This window comes from Caballeronia concitans, assembly GCF_001544615.1.
In the GTDB taxonomy this organism is placed as follows: Bacteria; Pseudomonadota; Gammaproteobacteria; order Burkholderiales; family Burkholderiaceae; genus Caballeronia; species Caballeronia concitans.
This window is the reverse complement of the sequence record NZ_FCNV02000010.1, coordinates 131,707-145,423: the sequence shown is the minus strand read 5'-3', so window position 1 is coordinate 145,423 and position 13,717 is coordinate 131,707. Positions and strand designations below refer to the sequence as shown.

General features: G+C 61.8%; 16 protein-coding genes, 1 tRNA gene and 1 CRISPR repeat array. Of the genes, 4 read left to right on the top strand and 13 right to left on the bottom strand.

The window, feature by feature from the left end:
• Window positions 1–22: 22 nt before the first annotated feature.
• The 3 genes from AWB72_RS28625 to AWB72_RS21035 all read right to left on the bottom strand — a co-directional run bounded on the left by AWB72_RS28625 (window position 23) and on the right by AWB72_RS21035 (window position 2,807).
• Window positions 23–652: a hypothetical protein gene (locus AWB72_RS28625; protein ID WP_040050310.1), complete on the bottom strand. Its 630-nt coding sequence runs from the start codon at window positions 650–652 to the stop codon at window positions 23–25.
• 83 nt (window positions 653–735) lie between these two features.
• Window positions 736–2,206: direct repeats of the CRISPR family, unit length 28 nt; unit sequence TTTCTAAGCTGCCTACGCGGCAGCGAAC.
• 87 nt (window positions 2,207–2,293) lie between these two features.
• On the bottom strand, window positions 2,294–2,443 hold the full coding sequence (locus AWB72_RS28960; protein WP_159459390.1) for a hypothetical protein: 150 nt from the start codon (window positions 2,441–2,443) through the stop codon (window positions 2,294–2,296).
• Between the two features lie 76 nt (window positions 2,444–2,519).
• Window positions 2,520–2,807, bottom strand: a complete 288-nt coding sequence (locus AWB72_RS21035) for a hypothetical protein (protein WP_087128664.1) — start codon at window positions 2,805–2,807, stop codon at window positions 2,520–2,522.
• Between the two features lie 165 nt (window positions 2,808–2,972).
• Between AWB72_RS21035 and AWB72_RS21030 the strand changes: the two genes are divergently transcribed.
• Window positions 2,973–3,227: a hypothetical protein gene (locus AWB72_RS21030; protein ID WP_040050308.1), complete on the top strand. Its 255-nt coding sequence runs from the start codon at window positions 2,973–2,975 to the stop codon at window positions 3,225–3,227.
• On the opposite strand, the gene AWB72_RS28620 is transcribed toward AWB72_RS21030, so the two are convergent.
• The 7 genes from AWB72_RS28620 to AWB72_RS20995 form a co-directional block, all read right to left on the bottom strand.
• Window positions 3,173–3,583, bottom strand: a complete 411-nt coding sequence (locus AWB72_RS28620) for a hypothetical protein (RefSeq protein WP_143754659.1) — start codon at window positions 3,581–3,583, stop codon at window positions 3,173–3,175. The two genes, AWB72_RS21030 and AWB72_RS28620, sit on opposite strands and share 55 nt — an antisense overlap.
• A 69-nt stretch (window positions 3,584–3,652) precedes the next feature.
• Window positions 3,653–3,859 (bottom strand): hypothetical protein, encoded by a 207-nt coding sequence (locus tag AWB72_RS21020; RefSeq protein WP_040050306.1) that lies wholly within the window; start codon window positions 3,857–3,859, stop codon window positions 3,653–3,655.
• 12 nt (window positions 3,860–3,871) lie between these two features.
• The gene (locus AWB72_RS21015; protein WP_143754658.1) at window positions 3,872–4,102 is read right to left on the bottom strand and encodes a hypothetical protein; all 231 of its coding nucleotides are present in this window, start codon (window positions 4,100–4,102) and stop codon (window positions 3,872–3,874) included.
• A complete protein-coding gene (locus AWB72_RS21010; protein WP_040050304.1) occupies window positions 4,099–4,566 on the bottom strand; it encodes a RusA family crossover junction endodeoxyribonuclease in 468 nt (155 codons plus the stop codon). The genes AWB72_RS21015 and AWB72_RS21010 overlap by 4 nt, the downstream gene beginning before the upstream one ends.
• Before the next feature lie 16 nt (window positions 4,567–4,582).
• Window positions 4,583–4,858 carry a hypothetical protein gene (locus AWB72_RS21005; protein ID WP_040050303.1) on the bottom strand — a complete coding sequence of 92 codons (276 nt, stop codon included), beginning with the start codon at window positions 4,856–4,858 and terminating at the stop codon, window positions 4,583–4,585.
• Between the two features lie 52 nt (window positions 4,859–4,910).
• On the bottom strand, window positions 4,911–5,381 hold the full coding sequence (locus tag AWB72_RS21000; RefSeq protein WP_040050302.1) for a hypothetical protein: 471 nt from the start codon (window positions 5,379–5,381) through the stop codon (window positions 4,911–4,913).
• Entirely contained in the window at window positions 5,371–5,844 is a 474-nt protein-coding gene (locus AWB72_RS20995; protein ID WP_143754657.1) for a hypothetical protein, read from the bottom strand. The genes AWB72_RS21000 and AWB72_RS20995 overlap by 11 nt, the downstream gene beginning before the upstream one ends.
• 396 nt (window positions 5,845–6,240) lie before the next feature.
• On the opposite strand from AWB72_RS20995, the gene xisR reads away from it, so the two are divergent.
• The 3 genes from xisR to AWB72_RS20980 are packed head-to-tail and all read left to right on the top strand — an operon-like array spanning window position 6,241 to window position 7,691.
• Complete coding sequence (gene xisR, locus AWB72_RS20985) at window positions 6,241–6,453, top strand: excisionase family protein (protein ID WP_040050299.1); 213 nt, start codon at window positions 6,241–6,243, stop codon at window positions 6,451–6,453.
• Window positions 6,429–6,671: an Arm DNA-binding domain-containing protein gene (locus AWB72_RS29760; RefSeq protein WP_342066003.1), complete on the top strand. Its 243-nt coding sequence runs from the start codon at window positions 6,429–6,431 to the stop codon at window positions 6,669–6,671. Before xisR ends, AWB72_RS29760 begins: the two co-directional genes overlap by 25 nt.
• A 3-nt stretch (window positions 6,672–6,674) precedes the next feature.
• Window positions 6,675–7,691: a site-specific integrase gene (locus AWB72_RS20980; RefSeq protein ID WP_342066001.1), complete on the top strand. Its 1,017-nt coding sequence runs from the start codon at window positions 6,675–6,677 to the stop codon at window positions 7,689–7,691.
• A 1,434-nt stretch (window positions 7,692–9,125) separates the two neighbouring features.
• On the opposite strand, the gene AWB72_RS20970 is transcribed toward AWB72_RS20980, so the two are convergent.
• The 3 genes from AWB72_RS20970 to dnaG form a co-directional block, all read right to left on the bottom strand.
• Window positions 9,126–9,202, bottom strand: a tRNA-Ile gene (locus AWB72_RS20970).
• A gap of 142 nt (window positions 9,203–9,344) precedes the next feature.
• Window positions 9,345–11,399, bottom strand: coding sequence for an RNA polymerase sigma factor RpoD (rpoD, locus tag AWB72_RS20965; RefSeq protein WP_084592835.1), 2,055 nt, complete (start codon window positions 11,397–11,399; stop codon window positions 9,345–9,347).
• A gap of 436 nt (window positions 11,400–11,835) precedes the next feature.
• Complete coding sequence (gene dnaG / locus AWB72_RS20960) at window positions 11,836–13,716, bottom strand: DNA primase (RefSeq protein ID WP_040050296.1); 1,881 nt, start codon at window positions 13,714–13,716, stop codon at window positions 11,836–11,838.
• Between the last annotated feature and the right edge of the window lies 1 nt (window position 13,717).

Here is a 13,717-nt window from a genome sequence, read left to right as displayed (position 1 = left end):
ATGCGTATCTACTCGACGAGTATCACGAGACGGTGCCCACGCCGTCAAGTTGTGCGGTGGCCGCGATGATCGCGTCGCGCCGGTCCGGCCCCCACCGCCCGCGCGTCATGTCGCCGATCACGTAACGTCCGTCTGCGAGCCGCCCCAATTTCGCGCCGGCCGTCCAGTCGCCGTCGCCCTCGACGCTCGCCAGATCCCAGCCGCGCACCCATTCGATGTAGGTGCTCGGCACGATGTCCACGATGCCGATCCGCTCGGGCTTGAACAGATCGCCCTCGGGCGGCACTGGCATCTGCTGATACAGCGACGCCCACGTGCGCGGGTTCGATTCGTACTGCGCCCAGTGTTTCCGGTCGAACCATTCGGGCCACAGATATTCGCCCTTCTCACGATCCAACGGATCGGTGTCAGTCTCGCACCGCGCCTGCAGGCACAGCACCTCCCACGTGTTGCCGTCGCGGCACGCAATGCGACCGCTCGCGCCGTGCCAGCCCTCGGGCAGGATACGACCGGCCAGATCATCCTCGTGCCAGCGCGTACCTATGTAGACGATCCAGCCGCCGGGCATGAGCCGCGTCTTGAGATCGTCCTCATAGGCGTCGTACACCTTGTCGCGGATCACCTCCGAGTCGGCCTGCTCGCGTCCTCTCATCACATCATCGAGGACCAGCCCGCCACAGCGGTTGCCTACGCGGCAGCGAACTCTTGCTGCAACTGCGCGCGCTGCGCCTCGAATTTCTAAGCTGCCTACGCGGCAGCGAACGCGCCCGGTCTTGATCGCCCAGAGGCGCAGCATTTCTAAGCTGCCTACGCGGCAGCGAACGCGCGGAGCCGATCTATCAGATCACCTCAGAGTTTCTAAGCTGCCTACGCGGCAGCGAACTTCACGGCGGCGACAACGAACGTATCGGCATCTTTCTAAGCTGCCTACGCGGCAGCGAACCCTGCTGCCGGTCGTCGTCGTCCGACTCGAAATTTCTAAGCTGCCTACGCGGCAGCGAACGTTGTTGTCGCTCGCGTAGCTCGCGACCTTGTTTTCTAAGCTGCCTACGCGGCAGCGAACGGATCTTCTTCTTGGTTTGCTGCTGGCTCATTTTTCTAAGCTGCCTACGCGGCAGCGAACGAGCAACCGTCGTCGGGCATCTCGGCGACGACCTTTCTAAGCTGCCTACGCGGCAGCGAACGCGCTGATTTGGATCGTTCTTCCTGCTTTCATTTTCTAAGCTGCCTACGCGGCAGCGAACAAGACGGCGCGGAACAAGGCCAACCGCAAGTTTTTCTAAGCTGCCTACGCGGCAGCGAACCTCGTTGCGTGGCGCCGCACGCCGCACGTGTGTTTCTAAGCTGCCTACGCGGCAGCGAACTATCTGCGGCTTGCGCGCCCCGATGTGTTGCATTTCTAAGCTGCCTACGCGGCAGCGAACCAGGCGGTCGCACTGAGCGCGGAGCAAGAGCGTTTCTAAGCTGCCTACGCGGCAGCGAACAGCGCGGCAGCGAAAATCCAAATTGCCGGGATTTTCTAAGCTGCCTACGCGGCAGCGAACCGTTAGCCAGTCCCAGCACGACGTTTTCCATGTTTCTAAGCTGCCTACGCGGCAGCGAACTCTCACGCATGGCGATGATGCGGCAGCGGGCGTTTCTAAGCTGCCTACGCGGCAGCGAACGACCACCTGTTCAGCAACGTGATGGGGCTGACTTTCTAAGCTGCCTACGCGGCAGCGAACTTGCTCGGGTTCTTCAGGAAATCCGTCGGGCATTTCTAAGCTGCCTACGCGGCAGCGAACGCGCACGACGGCGTGGTTGTGTTGGCGCAGGTTTTCTAAGCTGCCTACGCGGCAGCGAACACGATCGCTTCCATGATTTGTCTGACGCTAGTTTTCTAAGCTGCCTACGCGGCAGCGAACGTGCCTCGAGCGAGCGTTTCGGTCGTTCTAATTTTCTAAGCTGCCTACGCGGCAGCGAACTCGACGGACGCGCGCACGATGAATTTCCTTCGATTTCTAAGCTGCCTACGCGGCAGCGAACGCCGCTATCTATCTATCTGGCGATCACGAGGCTTTCTAAGCTGCCTACGCGGCAGCGAACGGCGGACGTGGAACAGACTTCGAGTGCGATGGCTTTCTAAGCTGCCTACGCGGCAGCGAACAGCATCAGATCGAGCAGGACATCCAAGCAAAGTTTCTAAGCTGCCTACGCGGCAGCGAACTAGACGGGTTCTACGCCATCCTCTTGATTCTCCACGAGAATGACGCTGTTTGGGCTCGGGCACCCAAAATTTGACCTTGGCCCTAAGTCATTGATTTGTCAGGTACGCAAAGGCCGACCCGAAAAAAGGGTTCAGCGCTACGCTGCCCGAGATCGCCGCTGACGGCTTGAGCGCGGCATTTGCCACCGCCGCCTGATCAGCCTCGCCGGGATCGACGGCCTTGTCGCCCGTGCTCAACAATGGCCTCGAGTTCCGTATCGCTCATCGACTGCACGCGCAGCGGGCCACCGTTTGCGCCGGTGACTTCGACCGCCTAAGCGGTCTCCTTCCAGTGCGCGCGGCACTTGAGCCAAAAGATCGCCGCGATCGTGTCGCCGCCCGTCGCCTTGTTGTAGAGCGACTGCGCGACATTGCTGTTGGCGCGCACCGCGCCCTCCTGCATCTCTTGCGCGAAGTGCTGACGCAGCGTCTGCTCGGTGACCGGACGGCCGCGCGGCCCGGTGATCAGCGCACAGATCTCTGAAGCGGATGTCCCGCATGCGGCGAGCTTGAGCACAAGCTGACGCTGCGCCGCGGCGGGTGCGAAGGTGCTGCGCGGCATTGTTCATCCTGTGCTGATGCTCCGTATTCCTGTTCAGTCAAGGGATTGAGACTGTCGGGCGAGAGGGCTGTTGCTTCGTGTCCCTATGCCCATGCGATGGACTGGCTTTCATCGGCGAGCAGAGCGTAAATGCTCCCCACCACAACCATCTACGGAGCTACCGAAATGAACACCATGGCCAACGATCGAATCGCCGCAGCACTTGCGCCTCGAAACCTCAATGAACAGTTGTCCGCCACCGCACGCGAGTGCATCGCGATGCTGCTCGGCTTTTCTTCCTGCGAACACGCGGCCGACTTCCACACCACGCTGCGCGAGATCGCACCGCTTCCCGAAGGCTTCACCGTCGGCGAGGCGCTCACAGCCTATTTGGCCCACATCGCCAAGCGGCTCGATCCCAAGACTCCTATCGCCGCATGAACACCACGTTGAACTGCACGACCGAAACAACCATGTCCGTTACTGCCTATCTCATCGATCCTTTCAAGCGTCACGTCCACGAGGTCAAGCTGGATGAGCACGCAAGGGGTCAGCGTGCGCTGCGTTCCGCCCGGGCCGTCGCGCCAATCCGGCGGAAACAGATCGGCGAGGTTCAGCTCGAGTGCCGCCGCGATCTCGGTGACGCCGCAGCCCGCGAAGCAGTGCATCAGCACGGTGCCGTCGGCGGTCTCGGTGATGGCGAGCGCCGGCCGATGCCCTTCGTGCGCCGGGCACATTGCCCGCCAGCGGCCGGGCGCAACCTGACGCACGCCTTCGAGGCGCGTGAGCAGCATCATGACGGGGCGTGCCGCCGCTGAAACCGAGGCGCGGGTCCGCGCGCGTGGCCGGTCGCCGGACATGGCCGCTCACCCGTTGCTGAACACGTCGTCGAACATGACCCGCCGCTCCTCGCCGTGCAGCGGTCGCCGGCCGTACCAGCGTTCGGCCACCGCCGCATAGTGGTTGGCGTTGCGCGCGTAGTGGCCGCCCCGGCGCCGCGCTTCAGCGCGCACCTGCTCGCCGGGCGTGGGCAACCGCGGCGCTTCTGCAAATCGCACATCGAACAGCTTCATGGTCGTCTCGCTTCACACGTGATCGGTGTCCGGGCCAGCATCGCCATCCGGTGGCGTCGACACCACCAGCGCCGAACGGGCGAGTTTGGCAATGCGCTGCATGGCGGGCTTGCCGCCTTCCTGCTCGGCAATCCGGCTGATCAGGTGCAAGGCGCGACGCAGGCGCGGCACATCGTGAACGGCGCGTGCGCGCAAGTGCTCGCCATGCGCGATGCGCATGTCGCGGAACAGCGGGTTCATCATGGATCTCCGAACAGATCAGCCGTTGGCTCAGCGAGCGGCTCGATGACGATCTCCGCGGGCGGATGCGTGCGATCGATGCCGTGATAGACGTGCTTCTCCCGAATCTGACGATCATTGAGGTAGACACCGTCCTGCACGCGCTCGCGCACCTTCACGCCATTGCGCTGGACATACGCCCAGCGGTCCTGCAGCACGTCCAGCAACAGGTCCTCGGCGAGATCGGGCCGCTCGCTGGCGTAGAACAGCTTCAGCGTGATGCGCAACGGACCAGCCAGGCGCATCCGGCATTGCACGGGAATCTGCCGCAACGCGGAGCGTTCGTACGCGCGCGCCTTGTCCGACTTGATCGATGCGGGCCGTAACCGCACTTCGCCAGTGGCCGTACGCAAACGGCGCGTGACGATCGCGCGGCTGTTGGCCTTGCTCGCGCATTCGCCGAGGATCGTGAAGGCGATGACGGTCATGTCGCGCTCAGCGATCTCAGTGCGGCTCCGCAGCGAGCCCGTCGAGAATGTCGAGCAGCACGTCGCCGGGTCGCATGTCCGAGGTGTCGCTCACGAGGGCACGAGCCCGCGCGTCACGCTCCCGCAACTCGGCCAGGCGGCGCATGATCTGATGGATCGTCGATTCCGCATCGCGTAGCGGCACCCGCGCGGCGTGCTCGGCCTGCGTCAGCGTGACGGATGGCCGTTCGCGTCGAACGGCTCGCCATTCGTGATTGCGATCTTGCGACCAATGTTTTTGATCAACCACCATGTCGTACTCCTAATTCAAGTGCATGCTGCGCGCTCCGGCGAAGCGAGCTGGCTCACGCGGCGGAGACGCCCTTGCCTCGCCGATTAGCGTATTCCTCAAGTGCATCCGCATGCTTGAGATGTGCGCGACCCACCTTGCGGTGTTGAGCCGCGTTCCAATGCACCTGCGGAGTGGTCAGCACTTCCAGTAGGACGTACTGCGGATTTTCTCGTTGCTCGTGCGGGATCGGGTAGCGGCGCTGAAGAACGCCCGTGAACAGCTCGCCTTGTATGGCTCGCGTGTCCTCGGATTGCGCACCGTAACGACGAGCCAATTCTCGCCGCGTGACGTCCAGCAGAAACTGCGTGAAGCCGTAACGGGCGCAGAGGGATTCATGCCCGCTTTCGAGCGCGGCGCGGGCGCGCGTGGCGACCGCGTTGCACTCGACGCAATCGAGGTTTTCGACCTCAAGGGCGGTGATGGTGCTCCGTACCGTGCGGACGATTGCGTCGCGCGTGCCGGCCGCTTTGGCGTCATGCTTCATCGTCTGCTCCTTCTATCATCGCGGATAGGAAAGCAATCGCCGTCGGCGCAATACGACGAACATCAGCTTGCATCGTATCGGTCATTGCGCTGAACACCGCAACCGGATCCTTCGAGGCGTATCCGTCACGTTCGAAGTCGCGCAGCCTTCCCCACAGCCAGAGCGAATCGTCCGGAAGTCTCGCGACAGTAGAGGCGGCGGGATCACGAATCTCTCGAATGAGCGCGGCCGTGCTCGGCTTCTTGTCGGGATCGCGCAGCGCCGCTTCGAACTCTGCTTCCGGAATCTGCGCCAGTCGCTGCCACTTCGACGATTGATCGCGTGTCACGCCGATCTCAGAAAGCGTCGCATGCGGCGACGCTTTTCCACGTCCCGGTCCCGGTGCGCGCTGCGGCGGCCCATTTGGCCGCACTTGCCGCTGCAAAGGTGACTCCTTCGGGAAAAGAGCAAGCGCCGCCAGCATCCACGTACGCCGAAGTGCGAGACCGCATCGAGCATGCACGGTCGCTCGAGGACCTGGATGAAGCGATCGATATGGCGCGTGCCCTACCGCAAGCTGGCTTCCGTGGTGAATTGCTCGACATTGCGCACGCTCGACGCGACGGGTTCACGCAGTAGCTTTGCAGACGGACATGGGATGCAGCAGTCGGCAACGCGTTCCTTAAGGAAAGGACGAAAGAGGCCGATGAGCCGCCGCACTCGCGCGCAATGCCCCGTTCATGAGTGGATGTTCGCGGAACACAACGGTACAGTCGTCGTCCGTTTGAACCCACACGGGGACGCACGACAGCCGCACCCTTACCAAGAGAACAGAAATGACGAGCACATGCACCGCTAACCACCATTAGGACTACTGTTGATGGATACGAAGCTATCCGAACGCGTCGTGCCCGCGCACTACGTCACCGTCTCGCTCGCCGCCGTCATCACGGGGCTTTCCGAGAAGGCGATTCGCCGCAAGATCGAGGACGGCAAGTGGCGCGAGGGACGTGAATATCGCCGCTCGCCTGACGGCGGTGTGTTTATTGATTTGAGAGCTTACGAGAAATGGGTAGAACAAGCGGCGGGGTAGAAGTCAGAGACAGCTCGATCCGCCTGAGCTTCACGGCGAACGGCGTGCGTTACCGGCGCACGCTCATGGTCAACGGCGCGGCGATGCTGCCGACGCCCGCAAACATCAAGTACGCGAACCGCCTCATCGCCGAAATCAGCGAGCGCATCAGGACGGACGCATTCAGCATGGACTACTACTTCCCCGAGGAAGAGACTCCAGCGCCGACGGACGATTAGTCGATGTCAAAGGCGCGCGTGAAGAAGGCATCGGCGGTTCAGAGATCACCTGATGCGTCGCCTTCGCAGGATGCGGGGCTTACCGTCGAGGCGTGGCTCACGCAATGGCTCGGCATGACGCGCATCGAAACTTCCACGCGCATCGGCTACGATGCCGCCGTCAAGTTCTGGACGCGCTCGCCGTACGACAACCGTGGCCGCCCGATGGGCACGCTTTTGCTGCGTGGCCTGAAGCTCTCGCACATCCTCACGGCCATCGCCAGCCGCCGCGAACTCTCGGGCAAGACAATCAACAACTATGTGTCGGTGCTGCGCCTGGCGCTCGGCATTGCAGTCGCCGATGAGTTGATCCCTACCAATATCGCCGAAGCCGTCACGCGCGCCAAGCATCAACGTCAGCCGACCGATCCGTTCTCTCGCGAGGAGTCCGAGGCGATCATTGCCGAGGCCGCCCTGATGGATGCGCAGATCCACAACTACATCGAACTGTGGTTCTGGTCGGGGCTGCGCACGTCGGAGATCAATGGGCTCGAATGGCGCTATGTCGACTTCAAGGACAACACGATCGCCATCGAGCGCGTGTTGGTCGCCGGTGAGGAAAAGAACCGCACCAAGACGGCCGAGGCGCGGCTGGTGCGCCTGAACAGCCGCTCACGCGCCGCCCTGCTGCGTCAGCGGGCCTTTACCCAGGTTGCGGGCGGACGCGTGTTCCAGGATCCGCGCACAGGCCAGCCGTGGCACAGCGAAGAGGCGTTCCAGCGCGTGTATTGGGCGCGCATCCTCAAGCGCCTCGGCATCCTTTATCGCCGCCCATACAACATGCGGCACAGCTACGCGACCAGCATGCTGATGGCCGGCATGACGCCGGCCTTCTGCGCCCGGCAACTCGGCCACACCGTCGAGATGTTTCTCCGCACCTATGCCAAGTGGATCGACGGCAGCCAAAACGACCTGGAAATGGCACGACTAGAGAATGCGCTCACCGACCCTTTAACTTCCCCGCTTACGGCAAAGCAATAGCCGCCCTCTCAGCGCAGGTGCATCGCAGACATCTGTCCTCATGCCCGATGAGCAACATACGCGGCGGCCAGACGCCATCCACATCGGGCAACTGTCGGCCAATAGCGGGCATTCGACACCAAACGTCAGATCGTCGACAATTGCATCAACAGGCAGCCGCCATTGAGACAAATCGTCCTTTGGAGATCATCAATCTCTTCTGGGCAACGTCGAGCCACGTCCCCTTACAAGCGCATGATCACAGACCCAACGCCCGCGACATACCACCTGCACATTAATACGGCAGACGGAATTTCCGCGTTGCACTTTTGGTGGTGGGTCAGTTACATAACACTGTGCCTCGCTATCTGGGAAGTCGATAAAGCACTCTTTGTCATATTACTTGTGTCCGTTTTCACGTTTCCTCCGCTCGTCGTCGCTTGGCTAGTCGGAACGATCAAAAACGTCGTTCATGGCAGATGGCGCCGTGCGGTCTCCGCATTTCTGGGGCCACCGCTCGCTGGAGTTCTGTTCGTTGTGCTTTCGGCGTTGGGCTTGGATCCCGACCGCATTCATTTTCTGCTGGTCAAGTACCCACACCAAATCGAAGTTTCGTCAACTGCGGGTGAGGGCGTGCGGCGCAACTGGAGTTGGGGATTAGACGCCGCTCCATTGTCACCGGGTGTCGCTTACACACTAACCTACGATCCGACCGACGCGGAGTCGCACTTAGAGAAAAGGCCCGACAAATCAGTCCGCCCGATGGGGGATCACTTCTACGTCGTTAAAGAGTCAGAGGATGGCAGTCCACTTTGATTCGCGACGCTTAAACGAGCGAGCGACTCCAAGGGTAACAGGCGAGGAGCGGCTATGACTACCGCTCAACAGCAGCGCCAAAGTTTCCGACTCTCTCTGAGCAGCAGATTCTCGCAAGCCAAGCAGAACGTTGCTCAAGCGGTGGATTGTGGCGAAGTAAAGGAGAGGAAGCCCCAACACGCCACACCACCAACCGCCCTACAAAAGCCGACCCTGCTTATGAGAGACGTAGCTTTCGCCCAGTGATGAACGTTTCCGCCGGCTCGATACAGGTAGGGCCGCATCCACGCCCAGAGAGACAGTGCACTCCCTAGCGCGGCATAGTAGCCCCCAAGTTCGAAGGCGAAGCTTATACGCAATGAAAATTCCCAATGCGTAGAGCGGCAATACGAGAAGGCCGGAGAATCACCGCGCCGAACTCTGCCCCAAGAAACGCAGTGCATGGTGCCCAAACACTGATGGCGCAGCGGTGGACAGGCGGGGTGGGCCCGGTCGAACGGCCTTCTGAAAATACCGGCGTCGGGGCCCCGAGTGGGTCACGTGACCCACATCGTCCCCGAAATTGTCCCTGGAGTGTCCCTGAAGGCAAACTGGTGGGACAAAAATAGCGCTAAGTCTTTGAATTAACGAAGAAAGTTGTGGTGGGCCGGGTGGGACTCGAACCCACTATCGGTCGATTATGAGTCGACAGCTTATACCAGTTAAGCTTCCGGCCCTTCGCAGAACGCAGGGCAAAAAAGGCAAAAAGAAAGCGCCAATGCGGCGCTTTCTGATGCTTCAGAACGATGCGCAAGGCTGACTCTCGAAGGTCTGCGAGTTTGCCTTACAACGCCTCTCAATACAAGCCCGGCGCGCGCATCAACTCCCTTCCAGGAACGACTTCAGCTTATCCGACCGGCTCGGGTGACGCAGCTTGCGCAGCGCCTTCGCCTCGATCTGGCGAATCCGCTCGCGCGTCACATCGAACTGCTTGCCGACTTCCTCGAGTGTGTGATCCGTGCTCATCTCGATGCCAAAGCGCATCCGCAACACCTTCGCCTCACGCGGCGTCAGCGAGTCGAGCACGTCCTTCACCACATCGCGCATGCTCGCGTGCAACGCAGCGTCCGCCGGCGCGACCGTGTTGTTGTCCTCGATGAAATCGCCGAGATGCGAATCGTCGTCGTCGCCGATCGGCGTCTCCATGGAGATCGGCTCCTTCGCGATCTTCATGATCTTGCGGATCTTGTCCTCCGGCATTTCCATCTTCTCGGCAAGCGTCGCCGGATCCGGCTCCAGACCGGTTTCCTGCAGAATCTGCCGCGAAATACGGTTCATCTTGTTGATCGTTTCGATCATGTGAACCGGAATGCGGATGGTGCGCGCCTGGTCCGCAATCGAACGCGTGATGGCCTGCCGAATCCACCACGTGGCGTACGTCGAAAACTTGTACCCGCGACGATACTCGAACTTGTCCACCGCCTTCATCAGGCCGATATTGCCTTCCTGAATCAGGTCAAGGAACTGCAAGCCGCGATTCGTGTACTTCTTCGCAATCGAAATCACGAGGCGCAAGTTCGCCTCGGTCATCTCACGCTTGGCCTGACGCGCCTTCAACTCGCCCGCCGCCATCTGACGGTTGGTTTCCTTCAAATCCTTGAGCGGCAGCACCACGCGCGCTTGCAGATCCAGCAGACGCTGCTGTTGCTCGCGAATGGCCGGAATATTCCGCTCGAGCACGGCGCTGTACGCATGCCCTTCCGCGACGACCTTGTCCGCCCAGTCGAGATCGGTCTCGTTGCCCGGAAAACGGGCGATGAACTCGGCGCGCGGCATACCGCACTTGTCGACCACCGTATGCAGAATCTGTCGCTCGACCTGACGCACTTCGTCGACTTGCGCACGCAGCGTGTCGCACAGGCGCTCGACGGTGCGCGCCGTGAAGCGGATGGACATCAACTCGGTCTGAATGGCTTCCTGCGCCTTCAGGTAGGCCTTCGACTTATAACCTTCCTTCTCATACGCGCGGCGCATCTTGTCGAACCACTCGCTGATGAGCGAGAACTTCTCCAGCGACTGACGCTTCAGCGCCTCCAGTTGCGCGGCGTTCGCGCTCGCCTGGGCGGCGCCGTCGTCCTCTTCCTCTTCTTCGTCGCTTTCCTCGTCCGTTTCCTCTTCCTCGGATTCGATCGCCTCGGCTTCCTGCTCGGAGAAGCCGTCGGTGTCTTCCGCGTTCGGATCGATCAGGCCGTCGACGAGTTCGTCCACACGCGTTTCCTCGTTCTGCACGCGCTCGGCCATCGCCAGAATATCGGCGATGGTCGTCGGGCAGGCGGAAATCGCCATGACCATGTGCTTGAGGCCGTCTTCGATGCGCTTCGCGATCTCGATCTCGCCCTCGCGCGTCAGCAACTCGACCGTGCCCATCTCGCGCATGTACATGCGCACGGGATCGGTCGTGCGGCCGAATTCGGAATCGACGGTGGAAAGCGCGACTTCGGCTTCTTCCTCGACTTCATCGTCGGAAGATGCGTTCGGCGCGTTGTCGTTCAGCAGCAGCGTCTCGGCATCGGGCGCCTGTTCATACACCGCCACGCCCATGTCGTTGAACGTGCTGATGATGCCTTCGATCGCCTCGGTTTCCGTGAAGTTGTCCGGAAGGTGATCGTTGATTTCGGCATACGTGAGAAAGCCGCGCTCCTTGCCGAGCTTGATGAGCGCGCGCAGCTTCGAGCGCCGCTCTTCGAGTTCCTCGACCGTGCCGGGCGCGCTCGACGCAAACGCGTCTTTCAGCAGCGCCTTCTCCTTCGCGCGACGATCGCGAGCGCGGGCCTTCTCGACCTTCGCCGCAGGTGCGGCGGCAGGCTCTGCGTTTTGCGTTGCGTCGTCTTCGACGGGTACATCGTTCAGCTTTTTCGTCATGGAGTTCGCCATACAGGCTTTAGTCTCGACTCGCGGCTGCCGGATGGCAACCGATTGAACCGTGAATACCCAATGCGCACGCTGCTTCGTGCCGACCTGCTGCGTGCCCTGCCCGGGGCCCTATCGCGGTTCGAACGCGATGCGCTCGATCGCGAATCGCCCTACCCGCCATAGCAGCCGCTTACCTTGCGCCCGTCTGTTCGTCGGCGTGCTTACCCGCCCGTTCTTTGTGTCTCGGCCCGCTTAACGACGCATTCACTGCGCTCGCGGCTTCAACCTTGCCTCGACAGCCCACTCAGCCAGCGCTTTGCTGCAACCTTCCGAAAACTCTTCCCCGCCCGACGTTGCCACTCTTCATCGCTTCCATTTCCTTCGACGTTTGCGCCGGCGAAAACAGGACCATCCGGTTGAAGAAAGCCACGATTTTAGAACTATTGATTATAGCATTTCACCTTATGCCATCCGCGCCGGCGGCCCGTCCGGCCTTGATCTGCGCGACTTTCGCCGACAAATCCGAAAACTCCGCCACCTCTTCCGCCGACAGGCTCGATTGCCGCGCCAGTTGATCCAGCCGCGCCCGATACGTGTCGTGACGCAGCTTTACCACCGTCGCCTGCAACTCCTCCGCTAGCAGACGTTTCTGCTCTTCCACGCGCTGCGCCGCGTCCTCGTCGGATGGATCGCGCAGCAGCAGATCGCGCACGTTTTCATCATAGGCGAGAATTTCCTGGAAGATATCCTCGTATGTGGGCGCATTTGCGGCATTTCTCAAGACGTCGGACAACATCTGAAACTCCGCCGCGTCGCCCAGTTCGCGCGCGTGGCCGATCACTTCGCTGAACAGTTCGCCGTGCTCGGTCATGGTCACGAGCGTGCGCTCGCTCTCCTGATCGAGCGATACCGCGATGCCCGGATACATCACCAGATTGCGCAGCGCGCGCTGCTCCTGGCCCGTCACGCGACGACGTTCGCTCTTCGGCACCGACGCGCGGGCCACGGCGGCGGCGCGCGAGTCGATATCGCACAGCGCCGCAATTTCCGTGAACGGTGTGTCGAGCCGGTCCGCGAGCATATGCAGGATTTGCACCCGCAGCGCGTTCGCGGGGAGCGCCTGCAGCAGCGGCTTCGCGTCGAAGAGCGCCTTCGCGCGGCCCTCCGGCTGCTCCAGTTCCTTGTCGTTCAGCACCTCGTTGAGCAGAAATTGCGACAAGGGCATCGCGCGATCGACCTGCTCGCCGAAACCGTCGGTGCCGAACTCGCGGACGTAGCTGTCCGGGTCGTGCTCCTTCGGCAAGAAGAGGAACTTGACCGTGCGATTGTCGGCGGCGTGCGGCAGCGCCGCTTCCAGCGCGCGACGCGCGGCGCGGCGCCCGGCGGAATCGCCGTCGAAGCTGAATACCACCGTGTCTGTTTGACGGAAGAGCTTCTGCACGTGCACTGGCGTGCACGCGGTGCCGAGCGTCGCGACGGCGTTCGCAAAACCCAGCTGCGCCAGCGCGACCACGTCCATATACCCTTCGACGACGAGCGCATAGCCCAGCTCTCGAATGGCCAAGCGCGCTTCGAACAGGCCGTACAGTTCGCTGCCCTTGCTAAAAAGCGGCGTCTCGGGCGAATTCAGATACTTCGGCTCGCCGCCGTCGAGCACGCGTCCGCCGAAACCGATGACATTGCCCTTCACGTTGCGAATCGGGAACATCACGCGTTCGCGGAAGCGGTCGTAGCGACGCGCCTGGCCTTGCGCGTCCGTCTTCTCGCTGACGATGACAAGCCCCGCTTCGACCAGATTGTCGTTGCGATAGTCGGGGAACGCGGCTTCGAGGTTCTGCCAGCCATCGGGCGCGTAGCCCAGGCCGAAGCGCGCGGCGATTTCGCCGGTCAGCCCGCGCTTCTTCAAATACGCGATGGCGTTGGGCGCGGCGCGCAACTGCTTGCGATAGAAGTCGCAGGCGGTCTGCATGACGTCCGTGAGCGCGGTGCTCACCGCCTTGCTCGGCGCGCTGTCGCCGCCTCCGCCGCCCCGGAACGAATTCGAAGGCTCCTGCGGCACGGTCAGGCCCGCGCCCTGCGCGAGATCCTTGACGGCCTCGGGGAACGTCAGCCCCGTGTGTTCCATCAGGAAGCCGATTGCCGTGCCGTGCGCGCCGCAGCCGAAGCAGTGATAGAACTGCTTGGTCGGGCTGACCGTGAACGAAGGACTCTTCTCGTTGTGGAACGGGCACAGGCCCATGAAGTTCGCGCCGCCCTTTTTCAATTGGACGTAGCGGCCCACCACGTCGACGATATCGACGCGGTTGAGCAAATCCTGCAGAAATGCGTGCGGAATCACC

What these genes read in the sequence shown, in the direction of transcription:
- AWB72_RS28625 (WP_040050310.1), bottom strand. Translation starts at nt 652, where the DNA reads ATGAGAGGACGCGAGCAGGCCGACTCGGAGGTGATCCGCGACAAGGTG.
- AWB72_RS21035 (WP_087128664.1), bottom strand. Translation starts at nt 2,807, where the DNA reads ATGCCGCGCAGCACCTTCGCACCCGCCGCGGCGCAGCGTCAGCTTGTG.
- AWB72_RS21030 (WP_040050308.1), top strand. Translation starts at nt 2,973, where the DNA reads ATGAACACCATGGCCAACGATCGAATCGCCGCAGCACTTGCGCCTCGA.
- AWB72_RS28620 (WP_143754659.1), bottom strand. Translation starts at nt 3,583, where the DNA reads ATGATGCTGCTCACGCGCCTCGAAGGCGTGCGTCAGGTTGCGCCCGGC.
- AWB72_RS21020 (WP_040050306.1), bottom strand. Translation starts at nt 3,859, where the DNA reads ATGAAGCTGTTCGATGTGCGATTTGCAGAAGCGCCGCGGTTGCCCACG.
- AWB72_RS21015 (WP_143754658.1), bottom strand. Translation starts at nt 4,102, where the DNA reads ATGATGAACCCGCTGTTCCGCGACATGCGCATCGCGCATGGCGAGCAC.
- AWB72_RS21010 (WP_040050304.1), bottom strand. Translation starts at nt 4,566, where the DNA reads ATGACCGTCATCGCCTTCACGATCCTCGGCGAATGCGCGAGCAAGGCC.
- AWB72_RS21005 (WP_040050303.1), bottom strand. Translation starts at nt 4,858, where the DNA reads ATGGTGGTTGATCAAAAACATTGGTCGCAAGATCGCAATCACGAATGG.
- AWB72_RS21000 (WP_040050302.1), bottom strand. Translation starts at nt 5,381, where the DNA reads ATGAAGCATGACGCCAAAGCGGCCGGCACGCGCGACGCAATCGTCCGC.
- AWB72_RS20995 (WP_143754657.1), bottom strand. Translation starts at nt 5,844, where the DNA reads ATGCTGGCGGCGCTTGCTCTTTTCCCGAAGGAGTCACCTTTGCAGCGG.
- xisR (WP_040050299.1), top strand. Translation starts at nt 6,241, where the DNA reads ATGGATACGAAGCTATCCGAACGCGTCGTGCCCGCGCACTACGTCACC.
- AWB72_RS29760 (WP_342066003.1), top strand. Translation starts at nt 6,429, where the DNA reads ATGGGTAGAACAAGCGGCGGGGTAGAAGTCAGAGACAGCTCGATCCGC.
- AWB72_RS20980 (WP_342066001.1), top strand. Translation starts at nt 6,675, where the DNA reads ATGTCAAAGGCGCGCGTGAAGAAGGCATCGGCGGTTCAGAGATCACCT.
- rpoD (WP_084592835.1), bottom strand. Translation starts at nt 11,399, where the DNA reads ATGGCGAACTCCATGACGAAAAAGCTGAACGATGTACCCGTCGAAGAC.